12 protein-coding genes (1 of these 12 only partly in view) are annotated in these 14,453 nt (G+C 59.9%); 4 read left to right on the top strand and 8 right to left on the bottom strand.

Annotation, left to right across the window (positions count from 1 at the left end):
* From B0E33_RS15420 to B0E33_RS15395, 6 genes are all read right to left on the bottom strand, one after another.
* Positions 1 to 864 carry the 5' portion of a dihydropteroate synthase gene (locus B0E33_RS15420; RefSeq protein WP_023000157.1) on the bottom strand. It extends 21 nt beyond the left edge of the window, so the window shows 864 of its 885 coding nt (coding positions 1-864); the start codon lies at positions 862 to 864; its stop codon lies beyond the left edge, outside the window.
* A gap of 99 nt (positions 865 to 963) precedes the next feature.
* Entirely contained in the window at positions 964 to 1,362 is a 399-nt protein-coding gene (locus B0E33_RS15415; protein ID WP_077291683.1) for a dihydroneopterin aldolase, read from the bottom strand.
* Between the two features lie 117 nt (positions 1,363 to 1,479).
* Positions 1,480 to 2,661: a mannonate dehydratase gene (gene uxuA, locus B0E33_RS15410; protein WP_062486877.1), complete on the bottom strand. Its 1,182-nt coding sequence runs from the start codon at positions 2,659 to 2,661 to the stop codon at positions 1,480 to 1,482.
* A gap of 80 nt (positions 2,662 to 2,741) precedes the next feature.
* Positions 2,742 to 3,482 (bottom strand): FCD domain-containing protein, encoded by a 741-nt coding sequence (locus tag B0E33_RS15405; protein ID WP_077291682.1) that lies wholly within the window; start codon positions 3,480 to 3,482, stop codon positions 2,742 to 2,744.
* Positions 3,479 to 5,299, bottom strand: coding sequence for a glycoside hydrolase family 2 protein (locus B0E33_RS15400; RefSeq protein WP_077291681.1), 1,821 nt, complete (start codon positions 5,297 to 5,299; stop codon positions 3,479 to 3,481). Before B0E33_RS15400 ends, B0E33_RS15405 begins: the two co-directional genes overlap by 4 nt.
* Positions 5,300 to 5,339: 40 nt before the next feature.
* Complete coding sequence (locus B0E33_RS15395; protein WP_031269012.1) at positions 5,340 to 6,320, bottom strand: TRAP transporter substrate-binding protein; 981 nt, start codon at positions 6,318 to 6,320, stop codon at positions 5,340 to 5,342.
* Positions 6,321 to 6,567: 247 nt separating this feature from the next.
* Here B0E33_RS15395 and B0E33_RS15390 point away from each other — a divergent pair, with 247 nt between their 5' ends.
* From B0E33_RS15390 to B0E33_RS15375, 4 genes are read left to right on the top strand one after another with little or no spacing between them, the layout of a single operon-like run.
* Positions 6,568 to 7,092 carry a TRAP transporter small permease gene (locus B0E33_RS15390; protein WP_156912417.1) on the top strand — a complete coding sequence of 175 codons (525 nt, stop codon included), beginning with the start codon at positions 6,568 to 6,570 and terminating at the stop codon, positions 7,090 to 7,092.
* Between the two features lie 25 nt (positions 7,093 to 7,117).
* Positions 7,118 to 8,419: a TRAP transporter large permease gene (locus tag B0E33_RS15385; RefSeq protein ID WP_077291680.1), complete on the top strand. Its 1,302-nt coding sequence runs from the start codon at positions 7,118 to 7,120 to the stop codon at positions 8,417 to 8,419.
* An 8-nt stretch (positions 8,420 to 8,427) separates the two neighbouring features.
* Positions 8,428 to 10,818 carry a glycoside hydrolase family 31 protein gene (locus B0E33_RS15380; protein WP_077291679.1) on the top strand — a complete coding sequence of 797 codons (2,391 nt, stop codon included), beginning with the start codon at positions 8,428 to 8,430 and terminating at the stop codon, positions 10,816 to 10,818.
* Positions 10,815 to 12,251, top strand: coding sequence for a mannitol dehydrogenase family protein (locus B0E33_RS15375; protein WP_077291678.1), 1,437 nt, complete (start codon positions 10,815 to 10,817; stop codon positions 12,249 to 12,251). Before B0E33_RS15380 ends, B0E33_RS15375 begins: the two co-directional genes overlap by 4 nt.
* A gap of 42 nt (positions 12,252 to 12,293) precedes the next feature.
* Here the strand turns inward: B0E33_RS15375 and B0E33_RS15370 are convergent, their stop codons facing one another.
* Positions 12,294 to 13,100: a pyrroline-5-carboxylate reductase family protein gene (locus tag B0E33_RS15370; RefSeq protein ID WP_062486867.1), complete on the bottom strand. Its 807-nt coding sequence runs from the start codon at positions 13,098 to 13,100 to the stop codon at positions 12,294 to 12,296.
* Positions 13,101 to 13,425: 325 nt separating this feature from the next.
* On the bottom strand, positions 13,426 to 14,451 hold the full coding sequence (locus B0E33_RS15365; RefSeq protein WP_023000145.1) for a trans-3-hydroxy-L-proline dehydratase: 1,026 nt from the start codon (positions 14,449 to 14,451) through the stop codon (positions 13,426 to 13,428).
* Positions 14,452 to 14,453: the final 2 nt, after the last annotated feature.

The following is a 14,453-nucleotide window of genomic DNA, read 5'->3' as shown; positions in this document are numbered from 1 at the left end:
CAGGACTGGCTGCACGCGCGGCACTTCATGGCTGCGCACCAGGTTTGCCCTCGACATGACGGCCAGAGTTGCCGCGCTGGTCTGCGCCACCCGAACTTCATCACGGAACAGATACACCGCCCCGGTCAACTGCACGGTCACCGGCCAACCGAGTTCCCGCAGGCGGAACGACTGGAGAATACTGTCGGTCTGATACCGGATCCGGTCCGGCCCGTCCGGCAAGTGCAGCGCAAAGCCGAAGCCGGGATCAACCCACAGCCGCTCGATCCCGGCTTCCGTGGCCAGATGGACCCTCTCGCGGAAGAATGTGAGCTGGTGATCGAAGATATCTTCAGCCGGCGGCAAGTAATCATCGGAACGGGCATTCTTGCCGGGCGTGTAACACAGGACGATACCGGCCTGATGCTTCGCAATCGCCTCGTAGAAGGCCGGGTCGTCAACGCGTCCCGTCAGATTGACCACTCCTGCTCCGGCTTCCAGCAGGGCGACGCCCACTTCCGGATGATAGGTTTCAACGGAAACAAGAATGCCTTCGTCGGCAAGAGCCTTTACGACCGGGCGCATGCGGTCGATCTGCCGCTCGGCCGCGACGATGTCCGCAGTCTCGCCGGTCGACTCCGCGCCGATGTCGACCATCGCCGCCCCCTCCAGCGTCATGCGCCGACCACGATAAAGCGCCGCTTCGAAGGTATGGCAGACCGTTTCGCGATAGGTGCTGTCCGGTGACAGGTTCAGGACGCCCATCTGATAGGTGCGGTCCTCGAACCGCCGGCCAAACTTTTCAAATTCGAAGGTTCGGATCGGCGCTTCGAGAGCGTCGCGATATTTGAGCCAGAGAGGCAGCAGGCGGTCGGCGGAAATCATGTGAGGCGGGGCTCCCGGTGTCGAACCTCTTGCCCGGAAAAGCCGGGCGGGATCAGGCAGGTTTCAGGGCAGATAGGAAAATGCGGTGAGAGGGCAAGGTCAACGGGACGGCCGGCAGCGCTTGATGCGAATGCCGACACCCGCGGCTTCCTCAAAGATGTCCGGCTTGGTGACCTTCACGCTGACGCCTTCAACCAGCTCATTCGTCAAAACGAAATCCGCAACGGCTTCAGCCCAATCCTCGACCAGGTCGATATGACCGCCGGAGGCTGCCTTCTGCAGAATGAATTCGACCGCGTCGGCATAGGAAACAAACGCACCCGTTTCGCGCACGATCCGGCGATAGCCGGTAACGGTCTGCATTTCGATATCGAAGCAGACGGTTTGTGTCCGGTTTTTCTCGCTGTCCAGAATGCCGATCTGCGTCGCGACTTTCAGTCCTTCGATGAGGATGACATCGTGCCCGTCCTCTACAAGGGTATCGACATTCTTTTCCATTCAGGTCTCCGGGATCTCGGGCATGACCGGTGCCATCGCCATTGCCGTGAAGTTTCTCAGCAGATGGATGTAATCGGATACCGCGCCCGGTCAAGGTTGTTGCCCTGCCCGAATGACCTATTCAGCCGCCGCTTCGACTGTGTCCAGAATATCAACCGCCCGGGTCACACCGCGCAGCTCCGCCAGTCCCCGCAACCGGCCGATCGCCGGATACCCGGGCGTCGAGGTTCCACTGAGATCGTTCAATATACGATGCCCATGATCCGGCCGCATCGGGATCCACTTACCCGTTTGTCGTTCCATGCGCCGCAGTGCACGAATGATGGCGACCATATCGACGTCGCCCTCAAGATGCGCATCTTCGCGGAAACTGCGGGGATCCTGCTCGCGCCTGGTTGCCCTCAGATGGGCGAAATGGATCCGCTCACCCAATGCATCGACGATTTCGGGAATATTGTTGCCGGCGCTGACACCAAGCGACCCGGAGCAGACGGTAAAGCCGTTTGCCATTGACGGGTTCATGCCGGCAATTCGCTGCAGATCACCGATCGACCCGACGATTCGCGGCAAACCGAAGAGAGACCTCGGTGGGTCATCCGGGTGGATGGCCAGTACGGCACCCTCCTCCTCGGCGGCCGGCACGACGATTTCAAGGAAGTTCTGAAGGTTCCGGAAAAGCTCTTCTCGGCCGATACCGCGATAAGACGCGAGGCGGTCCCGGAATGTCTCCAGCGTGTAGCTTTCTTCCGAACCGGGCAGTCCTGCAATGATATTGGCGGTCAGTCTGTCCCGCTCCTCGATGGACATCCGGGCAAAGCGTTCTTCGGCAAGCGCAACATCGGCAGCATCATAGTCCGCCTCAGCGCCCTCCCGCTGCAGGATGAACAGATCGAAAGCGGCATAGGCCGCGAACTCGAACCGCAGGGCGGTTGCACCGTCTTCCAGTTCGTAGTCGAGATCCGTCCGGGTCCAGTCCAGCACGGGCATGAAATTGTAGCAAATCGTCCTGATGCCCTGGCGCGCGAGGGCGCGAACCGTCTCCGCCCAGTTTACCGCCCACTTTTCCCATCCGGGCGCCCCGGTCTTGATGTCCTCATGCACCGGAATGCTCTCGGTGACGACCCATTCCAGGCCGGCTGCCTCGATCATGCGGCGGCGGGACGCGATTTCCTCTTCCGGCCAGAAGGTGCCGTTGGGAATGTCATGCAGGGCGGTGACGATGCCGCGTGCACCTGTCTGGCGGATATCCCTCAGGGAGATGGGGTCCTGCGGTCCGAACCAGCGCCAGCTTTCGATCATCGCCTGAAGTCTTTCTTGTTGTTATCGCTGCAGCGTTTTGTGTTTGGGGTCTTGCGTCTGGCGCACATGATGCCCGGCGCTCAGGGCGCGGCATGTGCCGGGGTATAAAGGTAACCGTCGAAATCAGGGTCGCCGACGTCGGAAAGCTCAAGCAGGGTCAGGCGAACGTTTTCCAGGTGCTGCCACATGGCAAGGCGCGCCTTCTCGGAGTTACGGTGGCGCAATGCCTCCAGAATTTCGGCGTGATCATCCAGCCATTTGGCCCGGTAGCTGAGATCGAAGATGCGGTCATGCAGCCGAGCCCACATGGAACTGTTTTCACGCTTGTTCCAGAGGTCTTCCACCTGGTCCACCAGAACACTGTTCTGGGTTGCTTCGGCGATCTGCCGGTGGAACTGCCGGTCGGCGGTGTAATCTTCCTCACCGTGTTCGATCGCCCTGCGCTCCAGATCAAGCGTCTCCCGCAGATGAATGATGTCGCTTTTGGTGATCGTGTTGGCGGCAAAGCCGGCAATGCTGCTTTCCAGGAGTTGGCGGGCCTGCAGCAATTCGAAGGGGCCGTAGTCTGCTTTCGGAATATGAAGCGAAATCTTCTCGCCGGCGGCCACATAGCTGCCGGACCCCTTGCGCACATCGAGATAGCCCTCGATTTCAAGAACGATGAAAGCTTCGCGCACCAGGGAGCGGCTAATACCGAGTTCGACCGAAATCTGTCGCTCGGTCGGAAACTTGTCGCCGGGCCTGTAGCCCTCCTCCTCGATACGCCTTGCGAGAAGTTCGGCAATTTCCTGGTACCGGCGCTTTGCAGCATCGCTGGTCATGAGGCCTTCCTTGCACCCTCCCCGGCAGCTGCAATCTCGCGATAATAGTCGGCCAGGATATGGAATGCTTTTTTCTTGGTTTTCTTGTCGGCGGCAATCAGCCCCTTGTGGTTATAGCCGTTCTGAAAAATATTTTGGCGCCGCTCAACACGAAAATCGTAAAGTATCCACGGCGACATGCCTTTGATATATCCAAGTTCGCGCAGAGTTGCGATCTGCCTGATGTAGACTTCGGCCATGTAATCTTCGCTGAAGAGGCCAGACTTCGGACCTTTCTCACCGATAACGCCGTCAGCACCAGTTTCCGAAATCACCACCGGACGGTCCGGGTCCGAGTTCTCCCCGATCGCGGCAAGGTCATCGAAATTCTCTTCATACCATCCGTAATATTCGTTGAGGCCGATGATATCGATATGCGCCGCGAGCCTGTCTTCGATCCGGTTCCGGGCGTGGTTCACCAGACAGGCTGCGGAAGTCAGCCGGGTCGGGTCGAGACGTTTGCAGGTTTCGGCAAGGCCTTTCATGAAGGTAAGCCGGGCATCCGTGTCAGGATTCTCGTTTCCGACGGACCAGATGACGACACTTGCCCGGTTGCGATCCCGCTTGATCAGTTCCGACAACTGGTTTTCAGCATCGCGATAGGTCGCCGGATTGGCAAAATCGATGGCCCAGTAGACCGGGATTTCCTCCCACAGCAAAAAGCCGAGTTCATCAGCAATCTGAGCCGCCCGTTCGTGATGCGGATAATGTGCAAGTCGCAGATAGTTGCAGCCCAGTTCGCGCGCATGGGCAAAGCGGCGGCGCAAATCATCCTCATTTGTCACCTTGCCGAGGAGTGCATCGTCCTCGTGGACGGAAATCCCGCGAAGGAACAGAGGCGCCCCGTTCAGCAGAATATCCGTGCCGCGGCGCTCGATCTGGCGAAAACCGATCCGGTCGCACACACGGTCTTCGCCGCAGGTGACGCTGACATCATAAAGGACGGGCGTTTCCGGGCTCCACAGTTGCGGCCGGGCTGAAATGTCGAGCGTTCCCTTGCCGTCCGCATCCAGCACAATTTCTTTTTCGATGCCAAGCCCGGGAATGGAAAGCGTCACAGCACCAGCCGGCACACCGTCGACGGCGACTTCGGCCCGCAGCGTGGAGTATGTGCCGTCCGGCACAAGGTAAAGAAAGAAGTCCTTGATAAGGGTCTTCGGTGTTTCGAAAAATGACACTTCCCGATAGAGACCACCGTAGTTGAACCAGTCGGTATTGCGCATCGGCACCCGGTCGCGTGTCCGGATGTTGTTGACGCAGGCCATGATCCAGTTGCGGCCGGTCTTCAGTTTGCCCGTCAGCTCGACGCAGAAAGGTGTCGAGGCACCGTAGTGGTTGCCAAGGAACTCGCCGTTCAGGAAGATCTTGCAGTCGTAGCTCGCGGCACCGAACCTCAGAAACTGGCGCTTGGAACTGTCCACCGTCTCGATGTCGAGAGCCCGCGTGTACCAGGCGCTGCCTTCGAAGAAGTACCACTTCTCCTTCATCATCGCCCAGTTGGATGGAACCGGCACCGTTTCCCCCACGTAGGGATCATAGTCCCAGGGTTCAGTGCGGTTTTCCGGCGCCTCCGGCAGCATGGCAAACCATTTCTGCCGGAGGCCGGTGTCGAGCAGATCGACACAGAAAGTCCAGTCGCCATCAAGGCTTTCCGATGCCCGCCCACCCATGAAGATCAGGCCGTCATGACACAAGGATTGCGTGTTGAAGGGCACGTCATAGTCTTCGTCATGCAGCGCCTGCAAGGCGTTGTCGGCGAGATGGGAGCGTTCGAGCATCGGTCAGGTCTCCGGCAGGACTTTAAGGTGTTTTCAGATGTTATTGCGCAGCTGCCTTGATGCGCTTGATCAGGTCGGCAACGACCGGAGACTTGGCCGCTGCTTCCTCATGCATCGGCAGGACCGCTTCGATGAACGGACCCTTTTCCACTTCGACGAATTCCACGCCGAGTTCGCTCTTCGCGGTCTCGACCGCTTCCGCACTCATGGCATCCCACTGCTCGCGGTGGAAATCCATGGATTCACGCGCGGCCGTGCGCATGGCTTCCTTCTGCTCGTCGGTCAGATCGTTCCAGGAGCTGGTGGAAATCATCACGACGGACGGGATCATGGTGTGGCCGTCGTCGGAATAGAACTTGGAAACCTCGCCGTGACGGGCGGAAGTGAGCGCGATCGGGTTGTTTTCAGCGCCATCGACAACACCCTGCTGCAGGGCGCTGTAAAGCTCGCCCCAGGCAATCGGGGTCGGGTTGGCACCGAGCAGCTCAACCATGCGAATGGCAGACGGGCTCGGCTGAACGCGGATCTTCATGCCTTTCAGGTCGGCCGGGGAATGGATCGCCTTGTTGGCGTAGAAGGAACGTGCGCCCTCGATGTAATAGGCAAGGCCGATGAAGCCCTTGTCCTCGGACGAGGCAAGAATGTCCGCACCGATGTCATTGGTCAGAACGTCGTAGTAGTGGTCGGCACTGACGAAGATGTAGGGCAGGTTGAGCGCACCGTAGGATTCCTCGAAGGCCTCCAGTTCGGATGCGTTGGAACGGGCCATGTCCAGGGAACCGTTCTGCATCAGCTCCATGGATTCACGCTGGGTGCCAAGCTGAGCGTTGGCATAGATGCGGATTTTCAGATCGCCGTCTGTCAGCTCTTCAACGCGCTCCGCCATGAACTGCATCGACTTGTGCAGCGGATGGTCTTCCGGGTTGTTGTGATTGAGGCGCAGCGTCTTGGCGCTGGCGGCAGAACCCAGAGCGACGACGCCCGCGGCAAGAACAGCCGCCAGCTTAACGAATTTCGACATGATTTCCTCCCAATTGCAGCCTTGGCCGCAGGACTTGCGTTCCGTGCCGGAACGGATCGGTTGGCCGCGGGACTTGCAAGGCCAGACCGCCGCGGATGAGGAATTGTTCGTCCAATTTTCAAAATCAGTCAACCTTTTTTAGAAAATTGGTTGACCAATTTAATTTCCTGACGCATGTCTTACTGTGTCGGAGCCCACGCCGCGCCTGTTGCCGCGGCAAGAACGAGGCCTGCGCGGGAGGAATATCGTGACAGTCATCACCAGAGGCGTGGACATGGTCCTGCGTCTCGTCATCACCATCGCCTTCGCCGTCCTGGTTGCCTGTGTCGTCTGGCAGGTCGTCTCGCGCTACGTGCTGCAAAGCCCGAGCACGGTAACAGACGAAATGGCCCGCTTCCTGTTCATCTGGGTTGCTCTGCTGGGCGGGGCTTACACCTTCGGCCAGCGACGACACCTTGCCATCGACCTGCTTCCCGTCATCACCACAGGCATCCTGCGCCTTCTGGTCAATATCGGCATCATTGCCGCCATCGCACTCTTTGCAGGGGTCGTGATGGTCTACGGCGGGCTCGACCTGGTCAGCCGGACACTGGAAACCCAGCAGGTATCCCCGGCGCTGCGCCTCCCCATGGGCCTCGTCTATATCGCGATCCCGTTCTCCGGGCTCTGCATTCTCTACTACTGCCTGACATTTCTGGCCGACCTCTTTCGCACTGGCCGCGGCCCGAACGAACAGGAAGGCACCGCCAGCGTCGGCGGCCCTCTGGACTGAAACCTGACCGGGAACGAGTAACTTCATGGATATCCAATCTGTCCTCGTCCTGTTCGGGACATTCGCTTTTCTGATGATCCTGGGCGTACCGATCGCCTTCGCCATCGGTCTTGCAGCTTTCGCCACCTTCCTGCTGTTCATGTCGTTCGACCAGTCGGTCTATATCGTCGCGCAGCAGGTCGCCTCCGGTCTCGACAGCTTCACCCTGCTGGCCATTCCGTTCTTCATTCTGGCGGGCAACATCATGAACCGGGGCGGCATCGCCATGCGCCTGATCGAGTTCGCCAAGGTTCTGGCCGGCCGCCTGCCCGGCGCGCTTGCCCACTGCAACGTCATCGCCAACATGATGTTCGGCTCCATCTCGGGCTCCGCCGTTGCCTCGGCCGCCGCTGTCGGCGGCGTGATGTCTCCGCTTCAGAAGAAGGAAGGCTACGATCCGGCGTTCAGCGCGGCGGTCAACATCGCCTCCTGCCCGACCGGCCTTTTGATCCCGCCGAGCGCAACCTTCATCGTCTATTCGCTGATTACCAACGGCACCTCCATCGCGGCCCTGTTCGTTGCCGGTTACATTCCGGGCATCCTGATGGGGCTCAGCTTGATGGTCGTCGCCGGCATCATTGCCAAGCGCAGGGGATATCCGGTTGCCGAACGGCCCAGTGGCCAGGAAGTTATCGCCAAGACGCTGGACGCCATGCTGCCACTTGGCCTGATCGTGATCGTCATGGGCGGCATCATCGGCGGCATCTTCACCGCAACCGAAGCTTCAGCCGTTGCTGTTGTCTATACGCTCTTCCTGAGCGTGATCTGGTACAGGGAAATCTCACCGCGCGAACTTCCCGGCATCATCCTGGAAAGCGCGGTGACAACGTCCATCGTGCTGCTGATGATCGGCTGTTCCATCGCCATGTCGAAAGCGATGGCCTTTGCGGATATCCCCTATTCGATCTCCGACACGCTGCTGAGCCTTTCTGAAAATCCGCTCGTCCTGCTGCTGATCATCAACCTGGCGCTGCTAGTGGTTGGCACCTTCATGGACATGACGCCCGCATTGCTGATCTTCACCCCCATCTTCCTGCCGGTGGTGGAAGATCTCGGCATGGACCCGGTGCATTTCGGCGTCGTCATGACCTTCAACCTGTGTATCGGCATCTGTACACCGCCAGTGGGGTCGGCACTCTTTGTCGGCTGCTCGGTCGGCGGGGTGAAGATCGGCCAGGTACTCAGACCCATGCTCGGCTTCTACGCGGTGCTGGTCGCTCTCCTGCTGCTGGTCACTTACGTACCTGCCCTCAGCCTGTTCCTGCCGCGCGTTCTCCTCGGCTACTAGGATCTGTCATGAAAGCCCTCAAAAACTGGCGTTACCTGGGCCGCTCCAGCGCCGGGATCGCACTTGAAGTCGAGAACCGGCACCGCCTGGTAGTCAAGGTTCTCGAAAATGCGCTCATCCGCGTTGTTCTGCTGAAGGACGGGACCTATCGTCTGGACCGGACCTGGGCGATCGCACCGGAAGGCGACGTGCCGTTCGACGGCCGTGCGCGGGACGACCTCGCAGGCTTTTCCTGCCCCGACTTCGTGCTGGAAGAGCAGGAAGGCAGGCTTGTCCTGGAAACGGAAATCCTGCGCCTGACCATCAATATCCCGCTTGCCTTCGTTTGGGAAAGCCGGCCCGCTGCTGGCGAACCCTGGCAGGAGATCGCCCGCGACCGGCCCCAGGACGCCTACATGATCGGGCGCCGCGACCATCGCAATCATCATTTCATGCGGCGAAACCCGGATGAGCGTTACTACGGTCTCGGCGAAAAGGCCGGTGGCCTGGAGCGCACCGGCAGGCGGTTCGAGATGCGCAATCTCGATGCCATGGGATACGACGCGCAAACCACAGACCCGCTCTACAAGCACATTCCCTTCACCATCACCGACAAGGGCCGGCTCGGCGCAGTCGGGCTCTACTACGACACGCTGGCCCCCTGCTGGTTCGACCTCGGCAACGAGAAAGACAACTACCACCTGCCTTTCCGCGCCTTCCGCGCCGCCGATGGTGACCTTGACTATTACTTCAGCTGGGCACCGAGCGTTCTGGATATCGTCAAGCAGCATCACCGGCTGACGGGCGGCACCGCCTTCATGCCACGGTGGGGGCTTGGGTACTCCGGCTCGACCATGGCCTATACCGATTCCGAAAATGCACAGGAACGGCTGATGGAGTTCCTTGGCAAGCTGTCGGAAGAAGACATGCCCTGCGACAGTTTCCAGATGTCGTCGGGCTATACAGCCATCAAGGGCAAGCGCTACGTGTTCCATTGGAACACCGACCGCTTCCCCGATGTCGAGACCATGACCCGGGCCTATGCCGAGGCCGGCATCAACCTCATCGCCAATATCAAGCCGGTGCTTCTGGACGACCACCCGCTGTTCAAGGAAGCAGCCGAGGCCGGGCTCTTCATTCGCGACAGTGAAACCGGCGCACCCGAGCAATCACCTTTCTGGGACGGCTATGGTTCACACCTTGACTTCACCAACGAGGACACCGTCCGCTGGTGGCAACAAAACCTGAAGGACAAGCTCTTTTCCAGAGGCATTCCTTGCACCTGGAATGACAATAACGAATATGAGGTGTGGGACGATGAAGCGGTCTGCGCCGGTTTCGGAAAACCGATCCCGGTCAATCTGATCCGTCCACTGCACAGCCAGCTGATGACACGGGCTTCGTTTGAGGCTCAGGTTGCCCACCAACCGAAAAAGCGGCCCTACCTGATTTCCCGTTGCGCCTGCCCCGGCACGCAACGCTATGCCCAGACCTGGACGGGCGACAATTTCACCAGCTGGGACACGTTGCGCTGGAACATTCCGATGGGCCTCGGCCTCAGCCTCTCCGGCTTCTACAACATCGGCCACGATGTCGGCGGCTTTGCCGGCCCGCGGCCGGAGCCGGAGCTGTTCCTGCGCTGGGTACAGAACGGCATTTTCCATCCGCGTTTCACGATCCATTCCTGGAACGACGACGGCACCGCCAACGAAGCCTGGATGTATCCGGAAATAACGCCGCTCGTGCGCAACGCACTGAAGTTACGCGCGCAGCTGATCCCTTATCTTTACACCCTGCTGCACCGTGCCGTGACCGAAGGCGAGCCGATGCTGCGGCCTCTGTTCCTGGATTATCCGAACGACCCTGCCTGCCGGGAGGCTGATTTCGACTTCCTGCTGGGCCGGGATCTTCTGGTCGCGACAGTGGTCGAGGAAGGCGCAACGTCGCGGCGGGTCACGCTGCCTGCCAACGAAGAAGGCTGGTGGGCCTTTGACGGCAGCAACTGGTATGAAGGCGGCCAGATGATCGACGTTCCGGTGGCTCTTGATACCATTCCGCTGTTCGTTCGAGGCGGTACAGTGCTGCCGATGGCAGCCGAAAACCTGAGGTCGACACCGTCTTCCGACACCTTGCGCACGTGGTGTATCTACCCACAGCCGGAAGGAACACCGGACAGGCACTCGCAGTTTTATGACGATGACGGTGACACGGTGGACGCACTGGCTGGCGAGAGCTGTTTGACCCGGCTTTGCCTCTCCCGAACAGGGGAAACAGTCCATCTGGATTGGCAAAGATCCGGCAACTGGCAACCCGCCTTCGACAAGGTCACCCTTTGGCTGGCCGGTGCCGGCACCTTGGCCGTCAACGGGACCGAGCGGAAAACGGGCGAAACAATCGACTTCACGGTGAGCCAGTCATGAGCAGCGTCAGTCACTTGGTTGAAACGGTCGACTACGACCGGACAAAGCTGCGCATCCGACTGCTGCACATCGGTTTTGGCGCCTTTGCCAAGGCACATGTTCTGGTGTTTCACGACGATATGCTACGCCGGACGGCAAGCGACTGGGGCGTCGTGGTTGCCCGGCTCAACTCCGGTGCGGACGAACTCACCGGTCTTGACGAGGCGGACGGACTTTTCACTGTCGGCGAGATGTCCGGTGACGACCTCTCCTTGCGCGAGGTCGGCGCTATCTGTGCGACGGTCCACCCCAAGCGTGATGGCATCGATGCCTTGCCGAACCGGATCGCCGATCCGGATCTCGCAGTGATCACACTGACAATCACCGAGAAAGGGTATTGCCTGAAAGATGGCAGGCTGGATGAAGACAATCCCGGCATCCAGCAGGACCTTGCAACGCCAGATGCCCCTTCCACGGCCATCGGCGTGCTGGTGGAAGGCCTCAGGCGGCGACATGCAGCCGGTCTCGCCGGTTTGACGATCCTGTCGTGCGACAATCTTCCCGCCAACGGCGAGCTGTGCCGTCGTGCGGTCCTGGATTTCGCCGCGCGGCTCAACCCGGATTTGGCAGAATGGATCGAAGGCAATTGCACTTTCCCCTGTTCCATGGTCGATCGCATCACACCGGCAATGACCGACAGTTCGTTCGCAACGCTTGAGGACGCACTAGGTCGCGCTGACCGGAACGGTATCCTGTGCGAGACATTCCGCCAGTGGGTAATTGAAGACCGGTTTGCCGGCCCACGTCCGGATTGGCATCTGGCAGGTGCTGAATTCGTTGAAGATGTGGCGCCGTTTGAAGACATGAAACTTCGGATGCTGAACGGCAGCCATTCGTTTCTCGCCTATCTTGGGGCGCTGGCAGACAAGGAAACGATTGCCGACTGCATGGCCGATCCGGCCTTCCGGCAGGCAGCCCTCAACCTGATGCTGAACGAACAGGCCCCGACGCTGTCCGTGCCGGACGGTGTCGATATCAAGGCCTATGCCGAAGCCCTGATTGCCCGGTTTGAAAACACCGCGCTTCATCACAAGACCACCCAGATCGCTTCTGACGGCAGCCAGAAACTGCCGCAACGGCTGCTGGCACCAATCCGGCAACATCTGAAGGACAACAGCCCCTGGCCGCTATCGGCACTCGCCGTTGCCGCATGGATGCTCTATTGCCGCGGTGTTTCAAGAACGGGCGCCTCGCTGCCGTTGAACGACCCCCTGTCCGCAAGGATTAGCACCATTGTGCAGGAAACGGACGGCAACGCGTATGTCGACAGGATGCTGTCGCTCTCGGAGGTTTTCGGCGACGACCTGCCAGGATCAGCGGCCTTTGGCAGCACAATCAGATCCGCTTACCAACGGCTGCAAACCTCGGATATAGCCTCAGTTCTGAAGGCCTAGAGACCTGCGGAAGAGCCAGATGGCTTCTGCTGGAAACCGCCGCTAGTCCCTGACGAGCCGCAGGGTCCGGGGCTGCTCGGCAGGTTTCAGTCCGGACAGTTCCTTGCAGCGCTCGGCAGCGGCTTCAACCGTGCGGCGGGCGAGATCCTGAATGCCGTTCTCGTCAGCCATGAACTCCAGCATGCCTGCTTCGGTCGTGCCGCCTTTGGACGTCACGGCGACGCGGAACCCGGTCGCATCCGCGTCCGGCTGCGCAAGCATGCGCCCGGCGCCGGCCACTGTGCGCACGGCCAACTCATGGGCAAGGTCCTCCGGCAGACCAAGGCGTGCCCCTGCCGCGGCAAAGGCCTCAGCCATGGCAAACACATAGGCAGGCCCTGCACCGGACAAGGCAGTAACCACCGGCAGCAGGCCTTCGTCCGGCAATTCGACAACCGAGCCGAAGGCGGCAATCAGCTTGAGGGCTTCCACCTTCTGGCTGGCAGTCAGCGCCTCGTTGGCAACAAAGGTCGAGACAGCAGAGCCGACCGTTGCCGGCAGGTTGGGCATCGCGCGAATGATTGGCGTTCCATCCGGGAATTGCTTTTCCAGCACTGAAATCGGTTTACTGGCCGCAATCGACAGGATCACCGTTTCGCCACCACCGAAGGAGCCGAGCGGCGCCAGAACCTTCTCCACGATCTGCGGACGAGTGGCGATGACAATCGCGGCCGGAGACGCCGGGAAAGGCTCGTTGATGTTGACGCCCGCCTGGCTTTGCAGCCAGCCGGACGGTCGGGGATCGCGCACGTAGATGGAACCGGCAGGCATTCCCTTTGCCAGCCAGGCTTCCACCAGAGCCTTGCCCATGAAACCGCAACCAATGAGGCAAACGCCTCTTTTCGCCAATTTGTCCATAATCATGCGTTCGCAAATATTCAGGTCTTGGCGCTACTAAAATGCTTTCCTGCACCACTCACAAGTCTTAACCGGCCGATACTGGTAATTTTTCCTTTCCTCCAAAATTCGCTTTAGAGGAATGGAGTTGAGGAATTCAGTTTACTTGACGTTTTTCCTTATAGACGAATGACGTAAGGAAGCTTGCCAGTAGAGCCATATCGATATTTATGACAAGTCCCGCTAGGGAAACACCCCAACAAGACCAGTCATTCTCTACGTCACCTCAGCCCGACAATCACGCACCCCAGGTGTCGCTGAGCTTGTAGCCACCCGGCCAGGGGTCGCTTGGGTCGAGCATGTGTTGGTGAATGCCGGTGACCCAGCCACGCCCGGAAATTTCCGGAACAATCCCGGCCCGGTCGCCCGCCATCTGTTGTGAAACGATGCGGCCGGTGAAGGTGGACCCGATGATGGAAACGGCTTCGAAGGTGTCGCCGACGTTCATTTGCCCCTTCGCCGCCATCAGCGCCATCCGGGCAGAAACGGCCGTACCCGTTGGGGAGCGGTCGACCTTGCCCGGCTGGATGGCAACAGCGGACCGTCCGGAGAGGCCCGTCGGCGTCTTCGACAGCGGGCCGCAGAAGGCGCAGAAGGAGATGTGGTTCCAGTCGGCATTTTCCGGATGGGAAAAGCCGAGCTGTTCGTTGGCTGCATTGGTGATCCGGACACCCAGGCGGGCAATGTCCTTGGCCTCGTCTTCGACGATCCCGAACCCGAGCGCCTCGGCGTCGACGACCACGAAACTGTCGCCGCCATAGGCGGTGTCGACCGTCAGCGTGCCGATGCCTTCCACTTCCAGCGGCACTGACAGTTTGTCGGCAAAGCTGGTGACGTTCTGGACGAAGATGCGCTCCGCCTTGCCGTTCCGGCATTCGGCCTTCACCCGCACCAGTCCGCCGGGCGCTTCCAGAACCATCTCCGTGACCGGTTCGACCATCGGAACAATACCGCCGTCAAGCAGCACCGTGGAGACACAGATCGAGTTGGATCCTGACATCGGCGGCGTGTCTTCCGGCTCCATGATGATGAAGGCGGCATCCGCCTCCGGATGTTTGGGCGGGACAAGCAGGTTCACATGACGGAACACACCCCCGCGCGGTTCGTTCAGCACGAAATTGCGCAGCGTCTGGTCCTTCGCGATGAAACTTCTCTGTTCCCAGAGCGTTTCGCCCGGCGGAGGGGCGACGCCGCCGACGATCACGTCGCCGACCTCGCCTTCCGCATGGCAGGAAATCACATGGATGGTCTTGCTGCTGCGCATGT

This window comes from Roseibium algicola, from assembly GCF_001999245.1.
Taxonomy (GTDB): Bacteria; Pseudomonadota; Alphaproteobacteria; order Rhizobiales; family Stappiaceae; genus Roseibium; species Roseibium algicola.
This window is presented reverse-complemented; position numbering and strand designations above follow the sequence as displayed.

Bases quoted from the DNA above. Each gene is read 5' to 3' on its own strand.
- B0E33_RS15400 (WP_077291681.1), bottom strand. From the start codon at position 5,299: ATGCTCGAACGCTCCCATCTCGCCGACAACGCCTTGCAGGCGCTGCAT.
- B0E33_RS15365 (WP_023000145.1), bottom strand. From the start codon at position 14,451: ATGCGCAGCAGCAAGACCATCCATGTGATTTCCTGCCATGCGGAAGGC.
- uxuA (WP_062486877.1), bottom strand. From the start codon at position 2,661: ATGATCGAAAGCTGGCGCTGGTTCGGACCGCAGGACCCCATCTCCCTG.
- B0E33_RS15405 (WP_077291682.1), bottom strand. From the start codon at position 3,482: ATGACCAGCGATGCTGCAAAGCGCCGGTACCAGGAAATTGCCGAACTT.
- B0E33_RS15370 (WP_062486867.1), bottom strand. From the start codon at position 13,100: ATGGGCAAGGCTCTGGTGGAAGCCTGGCTGGCAAAGGGAATGCCTGCC.
- B0E33_RS15395 (WP_031269012.1), bottom strand. From the start codon at position 6,320: ATGTCGAAATTCGTTAAGCTGGCGGCTGTTCTTGCCGCGGGCGTCGTC.
- B0E33_RS15380 (WP_077291679.1), top strand. From the start codon at position 8,428: ATGAAAGCCCTCAAAAACTGGCGTTACCTGGGCCGCTCCAGCGCCGGG.
- B0E33_RS15375 (WP_077291678.1), top strand. From the start codon at position 10,815: ATGAGCAGCGTCAGTCACTTGGTTGAAACGGTCGACTACGACCGGACA.
- B0E33_RS15385 (WP_077291680.1), top strand. From the start codon at position 7,118: ATGGATATCCAATCTGTCCTCGTCCTGTTCGGGACATTCGCTTTTCTG.
- B0E33_RS15415 (WP_077291683.1), bottom strand. From the start codon at position 1,362: ATGGAAAAGAATGTCGATACCCTTGTAGAGGACGGGCACGATGTCATC.